Here is an 18,172-nt window from a genome sequence, read left to right as displayed (position 1 = left end):
TCTGGATTCGTTATGTGCATTCACGGCAACAACGCCGCAGACGTCGGATCAGCTCAGCGGATCGTAAAGCCCGCGCACGGTGGCGATGGTCAGCTTGAGCACTTGCTCGATCCGCTCTGGCCCGAAAACCGGACGATGCATCAGCAAGCCGGAGTGGACCGCAATCGCAAAATCGCTGCCCAGCTTCATCGCCATCCACTGGTCCTGCCACTGCGGGAAGGACTCGATCATCTCGGCGGTCCACACCTCGTCATAGCGGCGCGCAGCAGGCTCGAACGCGGCGTTCAGTTCCGGGTCGGTCCGCGCCGCCACAGCCAGTTCCAGATAGGCCGCATACTCGCGCGTCTGCACGCTGCGCCAGTGCGCATCGGTTGCAAGGTCGATCAGCAGCGCGCCTTTGCTCTGCGCCATGGCCGCGAGATAATCGTCGAGAAACAGGCGCATGCGCTGGTAGAAGATGTGCTCGACCACCGCCGCCACCAAGTCCATCCGCGTGGCGAAATGGTGGTGCATCGCCCCGCGCGAAACTTGCGCGCGCTCGGCCACTTGCGCGGTGGTCAGCCCCTGATACCCGCTCTCGACAAGGCAGTCGACCGCCGCCTCGAGCATCTTGAGGCGCGTCTGCGCTGACTTGCGCTGCTGCCAGCGCACGGGCTCGCCCTCGCCCAGGCTTGCGGGGCGCATTGCGGCAAGCATCCGCTTCTGCATCGTGGAACCGGCCATCGTCATTGTCCTGTCATGCCTGCGAATGGCGCGCAAGACCGCCTGACAAAACGGCCAGTTCACCTCTCCCCCACCTCGAGAGCATAAAACAGGCAGACGCGCCGGTTATTGCCGAATCGCGCTTTCGAAGACGGTGACCGGACCCGATACCGGCACCATGGGAGGGGAAGAGATCATGAAAAGGCATACCACGTCACATCTCCTGAGCAGCCTCTCGGCGCTCGCACTCACTGCGCTGCCTGCAGCAGCGTTCGCGCAGGACGCACAAGGCCCGCAGGCCCAGGCCGAGGACACCGGTTCGACCGGCGGCCTCTCCGAAATCGTCGTCACCGCGCAGAAGAAGGCCGAAAGCATCCAGTCGGTGCCGATCTCGATTGCCGCTGTCGGCGGCGAACAGCTCACCGCGATGAACGTCACCACGCTTCAGGCGCTGCAGGGCGCGGTGCCAAACGTCCAGATCGACAACTTCGCCAACACCCCCAACAACGCGGTCTTCACCATCCGCGGCATCGGCGTGATCGAGCCCGATCCCTATGCCGGCAACACCGTGTCGATCGTTGTCGATGGCGTGCCACAGTTCTTCTCGATGGGTGCGCTGCTCGATACCTATGACACCGGCCGCGTCGAGATCCTGCGCGGACCGCAGGGCACCCTGTTCGGCGCGAACACCACCGGCGGCGTCGTCAACGTCGTGACCAACCAGCCTACCGGCGAGTTCGGCGGCTACGTGCGCGGCACTTACGGCAACTGGAACCGCTTCGACGTCAACGCCTCGATCGAGGCCCCGCTCGTCAAGGATGTGGTCAGCGTCAAGGTTGCCGGCATCCACACCCAGCGCGATGGCTGGGTGACGAACGTGTGGAACGGCGAGGACATGGGCCGCAAGAACGTCGATGCGGTGCGCGGCCAGCTCTACATCACGCCCAACCCGGACCTCAAGATCACGCTTCAGGGCGAATACGTCGCCGCCCGCAACGGCGCGCCGGTCGTCGTCAACGGCGGTCTTCCGGGCGAGGGCAACTATGTTCCCGAAGGCACGTTCTGGAACGGCGCGGTCCTGCCGATGTACCGCAGCCCCTGCGCCGTGCCGAACCAGCCCTGCCAGGCGCCCGACAAGTACTTCTCGGGCAACAACGAAGTGCCCGATCAGTCGGACATGACCACCAAGTTCTTCATCGGCACGATCCAGTATGACAACACGCCCATCGGCGATATCACCGCGATCACCGGCTACAAGCACTTCACCCTGTTCGAATACACCGATCAGGACGGCACCGCGAAGACCAACAACGCCACCCGCCGCCGGACCCGTGGCTGGCAGTTCAGCCAGGAACTGCGCAGCGCCTTCTCGGCGGGCGACAGCTTCAACGCGGTGGCAGGGCTCTTCTACATGAAGACCAACTACACCCACTACCAGATGTACCACCTGGACTTCGCCCTGCCCGGCCTGATCCAGTACAACCAGCAGGACCAGGGCACGGAATCCTTCTCCGCCTTCCTGCAGACCTACACCCAGATCACCGACGCGCTGAAGTTCTCGGCCGGCATCCGCTACACGCATGACAGCGTGGACGCCCGCTCGCAGCTCGATCTCGGCTTCGGCAGCGAAGCGCTGACCTCGCCCAACTGGGACAAGTTCGACGTCAAGTTCCCCGGCAGCCTCGATGTCGGCGGCAAGAAGAGCTGGAGCAACGTCGGCTGGAAGATCGGCCTCGATTACGAGGTCGGCCAGAACCAGCTGATCTACGCAAACTGGGCACGCGGCTTCAAGTCGGGCGGCTACACCGGCCGCATCGGCGTCGCGGCTGACGGCGACACGCCTTTCAACCCCGAGAAGGTCGACACCTTCGAAGTGGGCCTGAAGGCAGACTTCCTCGACCGTCGCCTGCGCACCAACTTCGCGGCGTTCTACACCAGCTACCGCGACATGCAGGTTGCCCAGATCTACTTCGATCCTGCCACCAACGTGCAGGGCAACCGCATCCTCAACGCCGCCGAGTCCGAGATCAAGGGCTTCGAGCTTGAAGTCCAGGCCGTGCCGGTCGACGGTTTGACCCTGCGCGGCTCGCTCGCCTACCTCGACACGAAGTACAAGGACTTCCTCTACTTCGATCCGGTGGCCGCCACCTTCATCGACCTGAAGGGCTATGCCCTCCAAAACGCACCGAAGTGGGCCTCGACCCTCGGCGCGAACTTCACCCACACCTTCGCGAACGACAGCAGCGTCGTGGCTGACGTGAGCTGGATGTACACCGGCCAGAAGTTCTACACCGCCGTCGTCAACACCCCGCGTTCCTCCGTGCAGCCGACCTACTACGTCGACGCGCTGCTGACCTACTACGGCCCGGACAAGCGCTACTCGATCGGCCTGTGGGGCAAGAACCTGTTCGACAAGCGCTACATCTCCACGGTCTACGACAGCCCCGGCTACATGGGCCTCGTCGGCTATGCCCCGCCGCGCCAGTTCGGCGTGTCGGTCGGCTACAACTTCTGACCTGACGAAATCCTCCCTGGCCCCGGTTGCTTCACGGTAACCGGGGCGCTTTTTTCCAGAGGATATCGCCTTGATCACAACGCACGCATTCATCGCCCGCAGCGCCATCGCCCAGACCCTGTCACTGCACAGCAGGGGCGTTGACCGGGCCGACGCCAACCTTTTGGGCGCGGCCTACCACCCCGATGCCACCGTCGATTACGGCTTCTTCGCAGGCCCCGCCGCCACGCTGGTAGAGATCCTCGCCACCGCGCAGAAAACCACGCCACCCACTCTGCACCGCACCTCGAACATGTGGATCAGGGTCGATGGCGGTACCGCCACCTCCGAAAGCTACGTGATCGCCTACGTCGAGGAAGCCGATCTCCAGCGCCTCGTGTTCGGCCGCTATCTCGACACCCACGCCCTGCGGAACGGCGAGTGGCGCCTGACGCATCGCACCTACGTGCTCGATGGCAACAGCAACCGCGCCAGCACCGCCATGCGCGCCGATCCGCCGGTCGCTCTCGACCATTACGTGCCCGCCGGAGCCAAAGGTGCCGCCGATCCCGGCCGCGCCCTCCTCGCCTTCCACGCCGCCTCAGCCCGAGGAACCACGATGACCGCCACACCCGACCGAGAAGCCGCCCTAGAAGCCGCCCTCGCCAAGGCCGAAATCCACGACCTCTGCATGGCCTATGCCCGTGGCGTCGATCGCGCCGACGAGGCCCTGCTCGCCTCGATCTTCTCCGAGGATTCCACCGTCATCTCGGGCGTCGTCAACGGCTCGGGAAAGGACTTCGCGCGCGACATCACCGCCTTCGTCCGCAGCAATCTCGAAATGTGTTTCCACTCGGTCGCAAACGAATGGGTTGAAGTGCGCGGAAACGAGGCCGTGGGCGAGCACTACGCGCTGGCCCAGATGGTCCAGGCGGGCACCGAAGTCCTCACCGGCGGCCGCTACATTGATCGCTACGTGAAGCGCGATGGCAAGTGGCTGATCCAGTCGCGCACGTTCGTTGCCGACTGGAGCCATTCGCACCCCTCCACGATGCAATCCGACGGCTTCTACGAGGCCCTGACCAACCGCGGCTGCTTCGGTCGCGAAGACCCGATCTACGCCCACTGGGCCGCTTGAGGATATTCGACATGGCTAAAATGGACGGCAAGGTTGCCATCATCACCGGCGGCGCGTCGGGCCTTGGTGCCGAAGACGCCCGCGTTCTCGCCCGCGAAGGCGCGCGCGTGGTCATCACCGACATGCAGGAGGATCTGGGGGCAAAGGTCGCTTCCGAAATCCCCAACTGCGTGTTCATGCACCACGACGTGCGCGACGAGGCCCGCTGGAACGAGATCGTCGCCGAAACGGTGCGTTTGTTCGGCAGGCTCGATACGCTGGTCAACAACGCCGGACTCGTCCGCTTCGGCACGGTCGAGGATTTGTCGTACGAGGACTACAAGCTCCAGACCGACGTTATGGCGGGCGGCACCTTCCTCGGCTGCAAGGCCGCGCTTCCGCACATGAGCCGCGACGGCTCGGGCTCGATCATCAACATGGCCTCGGTCGGCGGGATCAAGGGCATCAGCGTGATCCCCGCCTATGCCGCTGCCAAGGCCGGGATCATCGGCATGACCCGCTCGATCGCGGTCCACTGCCGCGAACAGGGCTACCGCATCCGCGTCAACTCCATCGCGCCCGGCGGCATCGTCACCCCGATGACCGCACAGGCCCTGGCCGAGCTGCCCACCGACCACGCCGGACTCGATCAGGCCAACAACCACGGCATGGGCCAGCCGATCGACATCGCCAACATGGTCCTCTACCTCGCCTGCGAAGACGGCCGCCACATCACCGGCACCAACATCGTCATCGACAACGGCGAGACGATGGGCTGAGGCTTGCACTCACACCCATCCCCGTCACCCCGGCGAAGGCCGGGGCCCACAACCTCGCCGTGATAAAACAACCGTTGCAAAGGCAAACCGCCCAAGCAGCTCGCGTCACGACTATCAGAGAGAAACGACAGCCCATGGACCCCGGCCTGCGCCGGGGTGACGGCGCTGTGGGACATGGGCGCCGTGGAGCGGGATCTGCCCTACCCAACCTCCCCCCAATCCTCGTCGCCCCGGCGAAGGCCGGGGCCCACAACCTCGAAGCCCCGCACTACGCCTCACCCCAACGCGCGAAACCGGAAGTTCCGGAACCGCGCGCTGCCCCCGCCCGCCGCAAACAGCGCCGGCCGCAAACTCAGCAGGTCATCCACGACATTGGCGTTGTAGCCCGAAACCTCGCTGCGCACGCCGTGGCGGGTCCAGTCCTTACCGTCGAGGCTGTAGTAGAACGTCACGATCTGCGCCTCGTTGACGATGCGCATGTGCATCCGGCGCACCGGCGGCGCAGGCTCGGGCCAGTAGCTCGCCTTGCCGCCGCGATAGCTCGTCATCCGCGTGCCATCGATGCCCATGCCGAGGAACAGGCGGTCGTTGAAGAACAGCAGCAGCCCCGCCGTCGTCTCGCCCACCAGTTCCACTTCGACGCTGAACTCATAGGACAGGTCGCCCACGTTCTGCGTCAGGGGCGAACAGTCCTGCGGCCCCGATCCCTTGCCCGCCAGAACCAGCGCCCCGGCCTCGTAACGCACCCGCCCCGCCTCCTCGGGCGCGCTGGCATAGAGCGACCAGCGCGTGCCAAGGCTCGGGACCGAGAAGTCATCCGAGCGCGCAAACCCGTGCGGCACTGCCGCGCCCTTGGGCATCGGCAACGGCTGCGAAAGATCGCCACCCCTGGCCCGGAACCAGCCGTCAGCCGTCCACTCGATCGGTTCGAGCAAGGTCTGCCGCCCCAGCGTACGGTAGCCGTTCTCGTAGCCGTGGTAGATCATGTACCACTGCCCGCCCGGCCCCTCGACGCAAGTCGCATGCCCGCGCGACCACCACTTTTCCGACACGTCTTTCGTGCGCTGGATGGGATTGTGCGGGCAATGCTCCCACGGCCCGTTGATCGAGCGCGAGCGCGATGCGACGACCATGTGTCCGGTCGCAGGCCCGCCGGTGCCGCCCACCGCGCTCACCAGATAGAACCAGCCCCCGCGCCGGAACAGCTTTGGCCCTTCCAGCGCATAGTTCTCGGTCACCCAGTCGTCCGGATAGCGCCAGCCTTCATAGACCGTCTCGATCGGCCCAGCCGTGGCAAGGCCATCATCGGTCAGCCGCACCCGCTTGCCCTGGTTGAAGAACAGGTAGCGGTGTCCGTCCTCGCCCACCACGTGGCCCGGGTCGATCAGCCCGCCAATGCCAAGGTCCACCGGATCGCTCCACGGCCCCGCCATGCTGTCGGCATGGATCACGAAGATATTGGCAAAGTCCTTCAGCCCCTTGGACCACGGCGCCTTCATGAACGGAATGTAGATGAAGTAGCGCCCGCCGTGCTTGACGATGTCCACCGCGAAGCCCGTGCCGAGCGGCTTGTTCAGCGACGGGCCGATGGGTCGCCAGTTCACCAGATCGCGCGAATGCCAGATCAGCATGCCCGGCGCTGCATCGAACGACGAATGCGTCATGTAGTAATCGTCGCCGTCCTTCAGCACCGAAGGATCGGGATAGTCGCCCGAGATGATCGGGTTGAGGAACGTGCCGTTGCCAAGGTCCGCCTTGCGCTGCCCCTCGATCCCGCGTCCCCACGCCGGCGCCTTGCCAGCGGTCTTGCACGCGCCCGCAGTCGCAGCCCTGATGTCCGTGCCATGCAGCAGCGCCGGAACCCCCAGCGCTCCTGCCACGGCGGCCTTCATTGCATCCCGGCGGGTTCCCATACTCTCTTCCTTATTAACGAGAATCTATATTCTAATCTTATCGCGGCAGTGTCAACCACCCTCCCTGCGCCAATCCCTTGCCCGCCTATCCTTATCGCCAAGCGCCAAGACGCCGGACCTGTCGCATGATCCCCGGCAAAACAGACAGAAGAGGATCACCCATGGAAGCGCCCGCGCACGTACCTGCCGACCGCATCGTCGATATCGACATCTACATGCCCCCGGCCCTCGAAACGGCCGGCTTCCACAAGGCATGGAGCGACCTTTCGGCAAACAATCCCGCCGTCGTCTGGACCCCGCGCAACGAAGGCCACTGGATCGCGCTGGGCGGCGAGGCGCTGCAGGATGTGCAATCCGATCCCGAACGATTCTCCTCGCGCATCATCGTCCTGCCCAAGTCGGTGGGCGAAATGCACGGGCTGATCCCCACGACGATAGACCCGCCCGAGCACCGCCCCTACCGCCAGCTGCTCAACGCCCACCTCAATCCCGCTGCCATTCGCGGCGCGTCGGAATCGATCCGCGCCACCGCCATCGAACTGATCGAGAGCTTTGCCGCGAACGGCCACTGCAACTTTACCGCCCAATATGCCGAACAGTTCCCGATCCGCGTGTTCATGGCGCTGGTCGGCATCGACGCCTCCGAAGCGCCCAAAATCCGCCACTGGGCCGAATGCATGACCCGCCCCGGCATGCCGATGACCTTCGACGAGGCCAAGGCGGTGTTCTTCGACTACGTCGGCCCGCTGGTCGATGCGCGGCGCGGTGGCAGCGGCGAGGACATGATCAGCGCGATGATCAACGCCGATCTGGGTGGCGGCCGCACGCTTACCCGCGACGAGGCGCTGTCGATCGTCACCCAAGTGCTGATCGCGGGGCTCGATACCGTGGTCAACGTGCTCGGCTTCATCATGCGCGAACTGGCCGAAAACCCGGCCCTGCGCGCCGACCTGAAACAACGTGGCGCGGACATCACTCCCATCGTCCACGAACTGTTCCGCCGCTTCGGCCTCGTCTCCATCGCCCGCGAGGTCCGCCACGACATCGCCGATTTCCACGGCGTCGCCCTAAAAGCGGGCGACATGATCGCCATCCCCACGCAAGTCCACGGCCTCGACCCGCGCGTGAACCCCGATCCGCTGACCATCGACCCCACCCGCAAACGCGCCCGCCACTCCACCTTCGGCTCCGGCCCGCACATGTGCCCGGGCCAGGAACTCGCCCGCAAAGAAGTGGCGATCACGCTGGAGGAGTGGCTGAAGCGCATCCCCGACTTTGCGCTGGGCCAAGGCTCGGACCTCTCCCCCGTCCCCGGCATCGTCGGCGCCCTGCGGCGGGTGGAACTGGTCTGGCCGACCTGAAACGCGCTTGGCCGACGATCAGCGTCGCCTTGTGGCAAGCAGGCACCGCCCGACGATCACGAACGTCGCGATCTTGGCAACGATGTAACCGGTCAGTCCGCCGAAGAGGAACGTCGCGAACAACGTCACCCCGGCGAAAAAGATGGCCAGAAAGCTCTGCAGCCCGAACGTTTCGTCGCCATAGAACATGTCCACGAGCGCGAAGTTCAGCAGAATGAACAACGCCGGGGCGAGGGTGAGCGCAACGTCTGTCAATAAGGCCTTGTCAAACACGGCCGCGCATTAGCGTTGCGGACGTGATCCCGTCAGTCGCCGATTTGGTGACATTGCGCGGGATCTCGGCTGAATCGCCGTTTCTCCAAAACCTAGCGTAACCGCTAGGTTGAGCCGACTCGCGCCAGCGTCCATAAAACAGGCACAACTGCCGGTTTTAACATGGCAGCCCCGGAGAGTCCGATGCTTGACGCGATCAACCCCCACGGTTTGCCCGAGCCCGCCGACGCGGAAGACCTCGCCGCAATCCGCTGCCCCGGCGCGCCCAGCATGCAGCAGATCGTCGCGAACGACGCGCTCCCCCCGCCGCCGGTGCTGGCCATGGAAGAGCCGATGTTTCTCGGCACCGCCCCCGTATCGGTGGACCGTTACTTCGATCAGGGCATTTTCGAGGCCGAGATCGAGAATATCTGGAAGCGCACCTGGCAGTGGGTCTGCCGCGAGGACCACATCCCCGAACCCGGCGACTACTATACCTACGAAGTCGGCCACCTCTCCTACGTGGTGGTCCGGCAGGACGACATGTCGGTCCGCGCCTTCGTCAACTCCTGCCTCCACCGCTCGACCAAGTTCAAGCGCGGCGAAGGCGTCGGCTCGGGAGACAATCTGCGCTGTCCGTACCACGGCTGGACCTGGAACAACGACGGCACGCTCGCTTCTGTCCCCTGCGCATGGGACTTCAAGCACATCGACCCGGCAAAGACCAACCTCCCAGAAGCCCGCGTCGGCCACTGGGGCGGCTTCGTGTTCATCAACCCGAGCGCGGAAGGCCCCAGCCTCGAGGAATACCTCGCCCCCCTGCCCGAACACTTCAAGGACTGGAACATCGCGAACCGCCACGTCGCGGTCCATGTCGCCAAGGAGCTGCCCTGCAACTGGAAGACCGCGCAGGAAGCGTTCCTTGAATCCTACCACGTGCTCGAAACCCATCCCCAGCTGCTCAAGGGCGTGGGCGATGCCAACGTGCAGTATGATTGCCATTCGGACACGGTCACGCGGTTCTATGCCGCCAGCGGCGTCAACTCACCCCACCTCGCCAAGCCGCTGAGCGAGGAGGAACTGCTCGCCACGATGATCCTCGGCGATAGCGATTCACGCGGGCAGGGCCTCACCGTCGGCCCCGGCGAAACCGCCCGCACCGTCATGGCCCGCCACCTGCGCAAGGTGCTGGGCGAGGCCTACAAGTGCGATCTGTCGACCGTCTCGGACAGCGAGATGATCGACACCATCGAATACCACGTCTTCCCCAACATGGTGCTGTTCCCCGGCCTGTCGCTGCCGATGGTCTATCGCTTCCGCCCGATCGGGCTCGACCCCAACCGCACCCTGTTCGAAATCCTGTTCCTGCGCCCCAATCCCGAAAACGGCCCCGCGCCCGAACCTGCCGAACCCTTCCACGTCGCCGAGGACCAGAGCTACGCCACCGCGCCCGGCTTCGATGCCGCTATGGGCCACGTCTACGATCAGGACACCGACAACCTGCGCGCCCAGCAGCAGGGCTTCCGCGCCAGTGCGGTCGGCGTCCAGAACCTCGGCAACTATCAGGAATCGCGCATCCGCCACTTCCAGATGGTCGTCGACAAATATCTGGCAGGAGAAGCCTGATGGCCTTCGACATGGAAGCCGAAATCCGCGACCTCTGCGCCCGCCGCGACATTCACGATTGCCTGTGCCGCTACATGCGCGGGCAGGACCGGCTTGACCCCGACCTGCACCGCAGCGCCTTCCATGATGACGCATGGGTCGATTGCGGGCTGATGCAGGGCAGCGCCGACGAGTTCGTCGCATTCGCCCAAGGCTTCCTCGCAGACCTTGACGGCAGCCAGCACATCATCGGTCAGGCGCAGATCAGCGTCGATGGCGACAAGGCCTCCGGCGAGGTCTATTTCTACGCCTGGCACCGCACCCGCGAGGATGGCGAGCCCAAGGACCTCGTCGTCGCCGGGCGCTATGTCGACGAATACACCTGCAAGAATGGGGAGTGGCGGATCAGCCGCCGCCGCGAAATAGTGGACTGGGCGCGTACCGACCCGGCAGCCGACGGATTCCTCGAAGGCAATCCGCTGGTCCGGCCGGGACGACGCGGAACAGACTTCAGCCAGACCCGCGACTGGCCGGTCTGAGCACAGGATCGAGGACGCCGAAATGACCGCTCAGGACAAGATTTCCCGCTATTCCCCGGAGTTCGACGTTGCCGTGCGCGGCGACACGATCACCGCTGACCGCTACATCACGCGCGAGTGGATGGAGCTTGAGAACAAGCACCTCTGGCCCAAGGTCTGGCACCTTGGCGGCGTGCTCGCAGACCTTGAGGAAGAGGGCGATTTCATCCGCCACAACTTCGGCAAGGAATCGGTCGTCATGGTCAAACAGGCCGACGGCAGCGTGAAGGCGTTCTACAATACCTGCCCCCATCGCGGTAACCGCCTCGTCCTCGGCGATGTCGGCTCCGCCCCGCGCCTGACTTGCGGCTATCACGGCTGGCAGTTCGATCCCGATGGTACGCTGGTCCACGTGCAGGACCCCGATGACTTCGCCGGCGGCAACCCCTGCGGCAAGGTCACGCTTTCGGAACTGCGCTGCGACACCTGGGGTCCGTTCGTGTTCTGGTGCATGGACGACGATGTCGCCCCCTTGCACGAATGGCTCTGGCCCTACACCGAGCGTCTGGCGGGCTACAAGCTCGACAACTGGGTGCGCGTGTTCAACGTCTCGGCCGATTGCGACTTCAACTGGAAGATCATCCGCGACAACTTCAACGAGAGCTACCACCTCCCCACGATCCACCCCGAACTCGCCACCTTCATCAACGATGGCCTGCCGACCACCGTGTTCGAGATGTACGAGAACGGCCACAACGCGATGTGGATGATCGGCCACCAGGCCACCAGCCGCAAGGACTACGTCAGCGGCGACGTGCCGCCGGGCCTCTATGAAGCCGCCGAGGCATGGGGCATCGATCCCAAGGAATATCGGGGCCGCACCGCCGACATCCGCGAGGCCGTGATCAAGGCCAAGCGCGAACGCGGGGCCGATGCGGGCTACGACTACTCGTCGATGACCGACCAGCAGCTGGTGGACTATTTCCACTGCACGCTGTTCCCCAACCTGACGATCACCATGTCGCCCGAACAGTGCCAGATCCTGCGCACCGAACCGCACCCGACCGACCCCGAGAAGTGCGTGTTCCAGCACTGGTGCCTCTATCCGCCAAACGCGAAGATGCCCGAAGTGCTGACCCCTGTCGGCATGGCCCCGCTGCGCCACGATGCCATCGCGCGCCACTCGACGTACGGCGATGGCGTGTCGGTTGGCTATGTGGCCGATCAGGACCTGTCGATCGGCACCACCCAGCAGCAGGGCCTCAACTCGCGCGGCTTCAAGGGCTGCCTGCTTCCGGGTCAGGAAAAGCGCGTGCAGCGGTTCCATGAGAAGCTGAACGATATGGTGCTGGGGCATCCGACCAAGGCGCGGGAATAGAGGGCGCTAGGCCCACCCCCAACCCCTCCCGCTTGCGGGAGGGGAGAAGAAGAAAACAGACGCAACTTGCCCTCCCGAAGGCGGGAGGGCCGGGAGATTTGGCCTTGCGCAGCAAGGCTTAGTCGGACGGGGTGGGCCTGTGCCTTGCCCAAGGAGAGGGACAAGGAATGAGCAGCACCACCATAACTCCCGGCCCAATAGTTCCTGGGACTCCCGGCCCCCACGTCATGCAGGCCGCCTTCATCGTCGAGGACGTGGAAGCTGCCGCCAGGGCGTGGATCGCCACCACCGGCATCGGCCCGTTCTTCATGGTCCCACACATCGAGCTGGCCGAAGCGACCTATCGCGGGGCACCGTCGGACGGCATCGACTTCTCGGTCGCGCTCGCGCAGTCCGGCGGCATTCAGATCGAGCTGATCCAGCAGCACTGCGACCGCCCCAGCGCCTATCGCGATACCATCGCCAAGGGCCAGACCGGGTTCCACCACTTCTGCATCTACACCGGCGACTACGACGCCTGCCGACAGCGCTATGTCGATCAGGGCTTTGCCGTGGCCATCGACGGCAAGTTCGGCGTGATGCGCTTCTGCTACGTCGATACCTCGGCGGCGCTGGGCTGCATGATCGAGATCGTCGAGGAGGACGAGAACCAGACCTCGGCCTTCACGAAGATCGCGGAGGGCGCTGCTGGCTGGGATGGCGTGACCGACCCGATCCGGCCGCTGTTCGGCTGATATGTTCCCCATTTGTTCCATTTGGCGTTTTGCGTGTTTCCCCGGGGAAACGGAGCGAAGCGTAGTTCAGCGAAGCTAAACATTCCAACAAGATTATAAGTATCTGAGAGGAAACGATAATGCAGTGCCCGATTGAAGACCGCCTTGCCATTCAGGACTTGATGGTTGCTTATGCGCATGCCGTCGACACCATCGGCAACATCGACGGAATCCTCGATGTCTTCACCGAGGATGCCGTATTCGATCTCTCGGGCATCGGCCTTGAACCGCAGCATGGCCACGATGGCATCCGCGCATTCTTCACCAACGTCTTCGCCAACATGGCGCACCACGCCCATTACCTGACCAACTTCGCGGTCACCGGCTACACAGGCGATACCGCCTCGATGCGCGCCTATGTGATCGGCATGGGCGTGGGCAAGGACGGCCGGGCGGTGACGGTCAACGGCCGCTACTACTTCGAGGTCCGCCGTACAGAAAAGGGCTGGAAGGCCACGCGCTACACCATGGACTTCCTGATGCCGCTTTCGGGCACGCTCGAGAACGCGAAGTAAGCTTGTGCGGGGTGCCCACCCCGTCCGACTAGGTCCTGCTACGCAGAACCAAGTCTCCCGGCCCTCCCGCCTGCGGGAGGGCAGGTCCTTAATCTCCCCTCCCGCAGGCGGGAGGGGTAGGGGGTGGGCACTCGCGCAACGCCCAGAAGAAAACAAAACCACCCAACCCCATCCGGCGCTCGGGGAGAACGCCGGTTACAGGAGTGCTTGATCATGGCCACCTATATCCAGGTCCCCGAAGCCGATGCCCCCTACCCCACGCACGAAAGCGCGCAGTTTCCCGAACCGCGCGGCGATGCCATCACCGGTGACCGCTACTGGTCAAAGGACTTCGCCGCGCTCGAATGGGAGCACATGTGGAAGCGCGTGTGGCACGTTGGCGGGCGCACGGCGCAGCTTGAGGAGGCGGGCGATTTCATCACCCACAACTTCATGCGCCAGTCGGTGGTCATGGTCCGCCAGAAGGACGGCGGCATCCGCGCCTTCCACAATGTCTGCCGCCACCGCGGCAACCGCCTCGTCACTGTGGAAGAAGGCGGCGTAGGCGAGCACTTCACCTGCCCCTACCACGGCTGGAAGTGGAACATAAACGGCGCGCTCGACCATGTGCAGGACGAGGAGGATTTCCCCCAAGGCTCCCCCTGCGCCACGCTGCGCATGAAGGAAGTGCCCTGCGAGACCTGGGGCGGCTTCGTGTTCTACAGCTTCGACCCCAACGCCGTGCCGCTGATGGAATACCTCGATCCCATCCCGACGCTGCTTGGCAATCGCGATCTCGCCAGCTGGAAGCGCGTGGTTTGGCGCACGCTGCGCGTCAACACCAACTGGAAGTTCGCCTCCGACAACTTCAACGAGGCCTACCACATCCCGGCGGTGCATCCGCAGTTCGAGGGCATGATCGACGATCACTACTCGACCACCGTGTTCGAGATGTATCCGACCGGCCACAACCGCATGATCGAGAAGCTGCAGCCCTCGAGCCGCTACCCGGACGCGCAGCAGATGAAGCCGCTGTGGGCGCAGGTGCTGAAGGAATGGGACCTCGACCCTGCGCAGTTCGAAGGCCGCGCGCAGGAGGGCCGCCTTGCCCTGCAGCAGGCGCGGCGCAAGCTCGGGCCGGAGCGCGGCTACAAACACTTCGAAAAGCTCGCCGATGACGAGTTGACCGACCAGTTCCACCACACCTGCTTCCCCAACCTGACGCTTACCGGCACCCCCGAGGGGCTCCACGTGTTCCGCACCGAACCCGACATGGAAGACCCCAACTGGTCGACCTTCGACTACTGGTATCTCGCGCCCGAAGTGGCAGGCGGGGCCGATGTGCCAACGCTCTATGGGCTGCGCCCGTGGAAGGAAGCCGAGCACCAGACCGGCGATTTTACCGCCTACAGCGCCGAGATTCCGCAGGGAGACTTCCTGATCCAGGACCTCGATGTTGCGGTGACGCAGCAGCAGGGTCTGCACTCGCTCGGCCACGACGACGCTTACCTCGCCCGGCAGGAAAACCGGGTGCGGCGGTTCCATGAGGTGATCAACGATTACATCGCTGGGCGGCGGTGAACTCGGCGCTGTGAATGCCCACCCCCAGCCCCTCCCGCCTGCGGGAGGGGAGTAGAAAGTAACGAATGCGCCCTCCCGCAGGCGGGAGGGCCGGGAGACTTGGGTCTGCGCAGCAGGCCCTTAGTCAGACGGGGTGGGCATCCAGCGCTCACCCATGAACAGAACAGACGGGAGAACAACCAATGACCCAGCCCACCAAGGGTATCCATCGCCGCCAGATGCTGGCAGGCGCAGGCATCACCGCCGCAGTGGCGGCAACCAGCGGCATTGCCAGTGCCGCGCAGGCTCAGGAAGCACCCGCAGCAGGCTGGGACCATGAATGCGACGTCCTGTGCGTCGGCAGTGGCGCGGCGGCGGGGACGGCCGCCATCACCGCGATGGCAGCAGGTGCGAAGGTGATGATGGTAGAGAAGATGCCGATCCTTGGCGGCACCACCGCCAAGTCGGGCGGCGTCACGTGGATATTCAACCACTTCATCTTCCGCGAACAGGGCATCGAGGACCCCAAGACCGACGCGCTGCGCTATGTCGTGCGCTATGGCTATCCGCGCCAGTACAACCCCAACAGCCCCACGCTCGGCCTCGATGAGAACCGCTTCAAGGTGGTCGAGGCGTTCTATGACCACGGCTCGGCAGCGGTCGATCACTTGCGCGATCTGGGCGCGGTGCAGTTCAAGCAGTTCCGCCTGTTCCAGGTGGACAAGCCCGCGCCTGACTATGCCGACCACCTGCCTGAGAACAAGGTGCCGACCGGCCGCGCGCTGGAACCCGCTGTAGGTTCCGGATCGACGCAGGGCGGCGGCAGTCTCGCCTCGCAGATGCATGCCTACCTCAAGGCCAAGGGCGTGCCGATCCTGACCCGCACCCGCGTGACGAAGCTCGTCAAGGAAGCATCGGGCCGGGTCATCGGCGCAGAGGCGAAGCAGGGCGACAAGGTCATCCGCATCAAGGCCAACAAGGGCGTGGTCTTCGGCACCGGCGGTTACAGCCACAACGTCCAGCTGTGCGACGTCCACCAGCCTGCGGTCTATGGCTCGTGCTCGCTGCCGGGATCGACCGGAGACTTCATCCCGATCGCGCAGGAAGCAGGCGCGATGATGGGCAACATGGGCCTCGGCTGGCGCAGCCAGGTCGTGCTGGGCGAGGCGCTCAAGACGCGTGGCATCGGCCTTGGCGCTTTCGTGCTGCCGGGGGATTCGATGATCCTCGTCAACAAGTACGGCAAGCGCGTGGTCAACGAGAAGCGCGATTACAACGACCGCACGCAGGCGCACTTCTGGTACGATCCGGCGCATGAGGAATACCCCAACCACCTGATGTTCATGCTGTTCGACCAGCGCAGCATCGATGCCTTCGGCGGAGCCTTCCCCTTCCCCGTCAACAAGGCCGAGCAGCCGCACCTTGTCGAAGGGCAGACCTGGGACGAGGTCTTCGCCAAGGTCGATGCGCAGCTGGTAGGCTGGCAGGATCGCACCGGCGGCGTGCGCCTTGCGCCGGAGTTCGCCGCCAACGCCAAGCAGTCGATCAGCAATTTCAGCGCCTATGCGAAGAAGGGCGTCGATCCCGAATTCGGGCGCGGCAAGTATCTCTATGACCGCGAATGGCACCTGCTGTTCTCGGCCCGCCGCGCGGGCACGACGCAGCCGGAAAATCCCTGGCCGAACAACACGATGCACCCGTTTGCGACGAAGGGACCGTTCTATGCGCTGGTGCTCGGGCCGGGCACGCTCGATACGGCCGGCGGGCCGCAGATCAATGCCAACTCGCAGGTTCTCGCGGCGAATGGACAACCGATCCCGGGCCTTTACGCAGCAGGCAATTGCATCGCGGCACCTACGGGGCAGGCCTATCTCGGCGCAGGCGGCACGATCGGACCAGCCGTGACCTTCGGTTACATCGCCGGTCGCCACGCGGTGTCGGCATGAAGTGGCTGGCGCTTGGCACGGGGTTGCTGGCACTTGCCATCTCCGCGCGGGCCGAGGAACCGGCGGTACCTGTGTCCTATGAAAAGGACATCGTGCCGATCCTCGAACAGAACTGTGCTACCTGCCACCTGACGGGCGAGGAAGCAGGGGGCATGTCGCTGGTCGGCGATTCCGCTATCGGCTTCCTTGTCGGCAAGCCCTCGCAGGAAGCGCCCGCCGTCATGCGCGTCGAGCCCGGCGCGCCGGACAAGTCCTATCTGGTGATGAAGATCGAAGGCACCCATCTCGACCATGGCGGGTCCGGAGCGATGATGCCGTTCGGCGGATTCCCGCTCGATGCAGGCGACGTCGCCAAAATCCGCGCATGGATCGCGCAAGGAGCAAAATCGTGAATCCCAATCTCGTAAGCCTTGACGGCAAGGTCGCCATCGTCACCGGCGCAGGCGTCGGCATGGGCGCGGCCACCGCGCGCCTGCTCGCCGCGCGCGGGGCGAAGGTCGTGGTCTCGGACATCAACCCCGACACCGCCGCCGCCACCGTCGCCGCGATCCGCGAGGCGGGCGGCACCGCCCACGCCGTTCGCACCGACGTTGCCGATGAAGCCCAGGTCGAGGCGCTCGTCGCCGAGACCGTTGCCACTTTCGGCCGCTTCGACTGCGCGGTGAACAACGCCGCGATCACCCCGGATGTGCTGCCGATCCACGAGGCCGACATGGCGGTGTTCGACAAGGTGCTGAACGTCGACCTGCGCGGCGTGATGCTGTGCATGAAGTACGAGATCCGCCAGTTGCTCGCACAGGGCTCGGGCGGCTCCATCGTCAACATCGGCTCGGTCAGCTCGGTCCGCCCGCAGCCCAACAATGCGGCCTATGTCGCGGCCAAGCACGGCGTGATTGGCCTGACCAAGACCGGCAGCCTCGAATACGCAGGGCGCAACATCCGCGTGAACGCGGTGCTGCCCGGCGCAATCGACACCCCGATGCTGCGCGGCGCGCTGGAAACCACCGGCTTCACCGAGGAAGACTTCGCCCCGGCACTCAGCCTGTTCGGCCGCTTCGGCAAACCTGAGGAAGTGGCCGAGGCAAGCGCGTGGCTGTGCTCGGATGCCTCCAGCTATGTGACCGGGCACAGCCTGGCGGTCGAGGGTGGCTATCTGACGCGGTAGCCTGCCGTCGATCCTCCCTGTTTTTCCGAAGGACAAATGGGGAGGTGGCATTCGCGGCAGCGAATGACGGAGGGGCTTCCCACCCCTCCACCACCAGCTTCGCTGGCGGTCCCCC

General features: G+C 64.7%; 16 protein-coding genes. 13 read left to right on the top strand and 3 right to left on the bottom strand.

The window, feature by feature from the left end:
* Positions 1 to 48 precede the first annotated feature (48 nt).
* Positions 49 to 723, bottom strand: coding sequence for a TetR/AcrR family transcriptional regulator (locus ACZ1JX_RS18760; protein ID WP_465126465.1), 675 nt, complete (start codon positions 721 to 723; stop codon positions 49 to 51).
* 175 nt (positions 724 to 898) lie between these two features.
* Between ACZ1JX_RS18760 and ACZ1JX_RS18755 the strand changes: the two genes are divergently transcribed.
* From ACZ1JX_RS18755 to ACZ1JX_RS18745, 3 genes are all read left to right on the top strand, one after another.
* Entirely contained in the window at positions 899 to 3,217 is a 2,319-nt protein-coding gene (locus tag ACZ1JX_RS18755; RefSeq protein WP_465126862.1) for a TonB-dependent receptor, read from the top strand.
* Between the two features lie 70 nt (positions 3,218 to 3,287).
* Positions 3,288 to 4,334, top strand: a complete 1,047-nt coding sequence (locus ACZ1JX_RS18750) for a nuclear transport factor 2 family protein (RefSeq protein ID WP_465126861.1) — start codon at positions 3,288 to 3,290, stop codon at positions 4,332 to 4,334.
* Positions 4,335 to 4,345: 11 nt separating this feature from the next.
* Entirely contained in the window at positions 4,346 to 5,092 is a 747-nt protein-coding gene (locus ACZ1JX_RS18745) for an SDR family oxidoreductase (protein WP_465126860.1), read from the top strand.
* A 275-nt stretch (positions 5,093 to 5,367) separates the two neighbouring features.
* Here the strand turns inward: ACZ1JX_RS18745 and ACZ1JX_RS18740 are convergent, their stop codons facing one another.
* Complete coding sequence (locus ACZ1JX_RS18740) at positions 5,368 to 7,005, bottom strand: family 43 glycosylhydrolase (RefSeq protein ID WP_465126859.1); 1,638 nt, start codon at positions 7,003 to 7,005, stop codon at positions 5,368 to 5,370.
* A gap of 161 nt (positions 7,006 to 7,166) precedes the next feature.
* On the opposite strand from ACZ1JX_RS18740, the gene ACZ1JX_RS18735 reads away from it, so the two are divergent.
* A complete protein-coding gene (locus ACZ1JX_RS18735; protein ID WP_465126858.1) occupies positions 7,167 to 8,366 on the top strand; it encodes a cytochrome P450 in 1,200 nt (399 codons plus the stop codon).
* Positions 8,367 to 8,384: 18 nt separating this feature from the next.
* Here the strand turns inward: ACZ1JX_RS18735 and ACZ1JX_RS18730 are convergent, their stop codons facing one another.
* Entirely contained in the window at positions 8,385 to 8,639 is a 255-nt protein-coding gene (locus tag ACZ1JX_RS18730) for a hypothetical protein (RefSeq protein WP_465126857.1), read from the bottom strand.
* A gap of 183 nt (positions 8,640 to 8,822) precedes the next feature.
* Between ACZ1JX_RS18730 and ACZ1JX_RS18725 the strand changes: the two genes are divergently transcribed.
* The 9 genes from ACZ1JX_RS18725 (at position 8,823) to ACZ1JX_RS18685 (ending at position 18,057) form a co-directional block, all read left to right on the top strand.
* On the top strand, positions 8,823 to 10,244 hold the full coding sequence (locus ACZ1JX_RS18725) for an aromatic ring-hydroxylating oxygenase subunit alpha (protein WP_465126856.1): 1,422 nt from the start codon (positions 8,823 to 8,825) through the stop codon (positions 10,242 to 10,244).
* A complete protein-coding gene (locus tag ACZ1JX_RS18720; RefSeq protein WP_465126855.1) occupies positions 10,244 to 10,762 on the top strand; it encodes a nuclear transport factor 2 family protein in 519 nt (172 codons plus the stop codon). Before ACZ1JX_RS18725 ends, ACZ1JX_RS18720 begins: the two co-directional genes overlap by 1 nt.
* A gap of 22 nt (positions 10,763 to 10,784) precedes the next feature.
* Complete coding sequence (locus tag ACZ1JX_RS18715; RefSeq protein ID WP_465126854.1) at positions 10,785 to 12,119, top strand: aromatic ring-hydroxylating oxygenase subunit alpha; 1,335 nt, start codon at positions 10,785 to 10,787, stop codon at positions 12,117 to 12,119.
* A gap of 167 nt (positions 12,120 to 12,286) precedes the next feature.
* The gene (locus ACZ1JX_RS18710; protein WP_465126853.1) at positions 12,287 to 12,853 is read left to right on the top strand and encodes a VOC family protein; all 567 of its coding nucleotides are present in this window, start codon (positions 12,287 to 12,289) and stop codon (positions 12,851 to 12,853) included.
* A 119-nt stretch (positions 12,854 to 12,972) separates the two neighbouring features.
* Positions 12,973 to 13,407, top strand: coding sequence for a nuclear transport factor 2 family protein (locus ACZ1JX_RS18705; protein WP_465126852.1), 435 nt, complete (start codon positions 12,973 to 12,975; stop codon positions 13,405 to 13,407).
* 213 nt (positions 13,408 to 13,620) lie between these two features.
* Positions 13,621 to 14,967: an aromatic ring-hydroxylating oxygenase subunit alpha gene (locus ACZ1JX_RS18700; protein WP_465126851.1), complete on the top strand. Its 1,347-nt coding sequence runs from the start codon at positions 13,621 to 13,623 to the stop codon at positions 14,965 to 14,967.
* 182 nt (positions 14,968 to 15,149) lie between these two features.
* Entirely contained in the window at positions 15,150 to 16,892 is a 1,743-nt protein-coding gene (locus tag ACZ1JX_RS18695) for an FAD-dependent oxidoreductase (RefSeq protein ID WP_465126850.1), read from the top strand.
* Positions 16,889 to 17,284 (top strand): hypothetical protein, encoded by a 396-nt coding sequence (locus ACZ1JX_RS18690; protein ID WP_465126849.1) that lies wholly within the window; start codon positions 16,889 to 16,891, stop codon positions 17,282 to 17,284. The genes ACZ1JX_RS18695 and ACZ1JX_RS18690 overlap by 4 nt, the downstream gene beginning before the upstream one ends.
* On the top strand, positions 17,281 to 18,057 hold the full coding sequence (locus ACZ1JX_RS18685; RefSeq protein ID WP_465126848.1) for an SDR family NAD(P)-dependent oxidoreductase: 777 nt from the start codon (positions 17,281 to 17,283) through the stop codon (positions 18,055 to 18,057). The genes ACZ1JX_RS18690 and ACZ1JX_RS18685 overlap by 4 nt, the downstream gene beginning before the upstream one ends.
* Positions 18,058 to 18,172: the final 115 nt, after the last annotated feature.

Source organism: Novosphingobium sp. BL-A-41-Hi4A-0G (assembly GCF_055521735.1).
Note: the sequence above shows the minus strand (reverse complement) of the source record. Positions and strands in the feature narration are given on the sequence as shown.

What these genes read in the sequence shown, in the direction of transcription:
- ACZ1JX_RS18715 (WP_465126854.1), top strand. Translation starts at nt 10,785, where the DNA reads ATGACCGCTCAGGACAAGATTTCCCGCTATTCCCCGGAGTTCGACGTT.
- ACZ1JX_RS18690 (WP_465126849.1), top strand. Translation starts at nt 16,889, where the DNA reads ATGAAGTGGCTGGCGCTTGGCACGGGGTTGCTGGCACTTGCCATCTCC.
- ACZ1JX_RS18710 (WP_465126853.1), top strand. Translation starts at nt 12,287, where the DNA reads ATGAGCAGCACCACCATAACTCCCGGCCCAATAGTTCCTGGGACTCCC.
- ACZ1JX_RS18745 (WP_465126860.1), top strand. Translation starts at nt 4,346, where the DNA reads ATGGCTAAAATGGACGGCAAGGTTGCCATCATCACCGGCGGCGCGTCG.
- ACZ1JX_RS18695 (WP_465126850.1), top strand. Translation starts at nt 15,150, where the DNA reads ATGACCCAGCCCACCAAGGGTATCCATCGCCGCCAGATGCTGGCAGGC.
- ACZ1JX_RS18755 (WP_465126862.1), top strand. Translation starts at nt 899, where the DNA reads ATGAAAAGGCATACCACGTCACATCTCCTGAGCAGCCTCTCGGCGCTC.
- ACZ1JX_RS18735 (WP_465126858.1), top strand. Translation starts at nt 7,167, where the DNA reads ATGGAAGCGCCCGCGCACGTACCTGCCGACCGCATCGTCGATATCGAC.
- ACZ1JX_RS18705 (WP_465126852.1), top strand. Translation starts at nt 12,973, where the DNA reads ATGCAGTGCCCGATTGAAGACCGCCTTGCCATTCAGGACTTGATGGTT.
- ACZ1JX_RS18740 (WP_465126859.1), bottom strand. Translation starts at nt 7,005, where the DNA reads ATGGGAACCCGCCGGGATGCAATGAAGGCCGCCGTGGCAGGAGCGCTG.
- ACZ1JX_RS18700 (WP_465126851.1), top strand. Translation starts at nt 13,621, where the DNA reads ATGGCCACCTATATCCAGGTCCCCGAAGCCGATGCCCCCTACCCCACG.
- ACZ1JX_RS18760 (WP_465126465.1), bottom strand. Translation starts at nt 723, where the DNA reads ATGGCCGGTTCCACGATGCAGAAGCGGATGCTTGCCGCAATGCGCCCC.
- ACZ1JX_RS18720 (WP_465126855.1), top strand. Translation starts at nt 10,244, where the DNA reads ATGGCCTTCGACATGGAAGCCGAAATCCGCGACCTCTGCGCCCGCCGC.
- ACZ1JX_RS18725 (WP_465126856.1), top strand. Translation starts at nt 8,823, where the DNA reads ATGCTTGACGCGATCAACCCCCACGGTTTGCCCGAGCCCGCCGACGCG.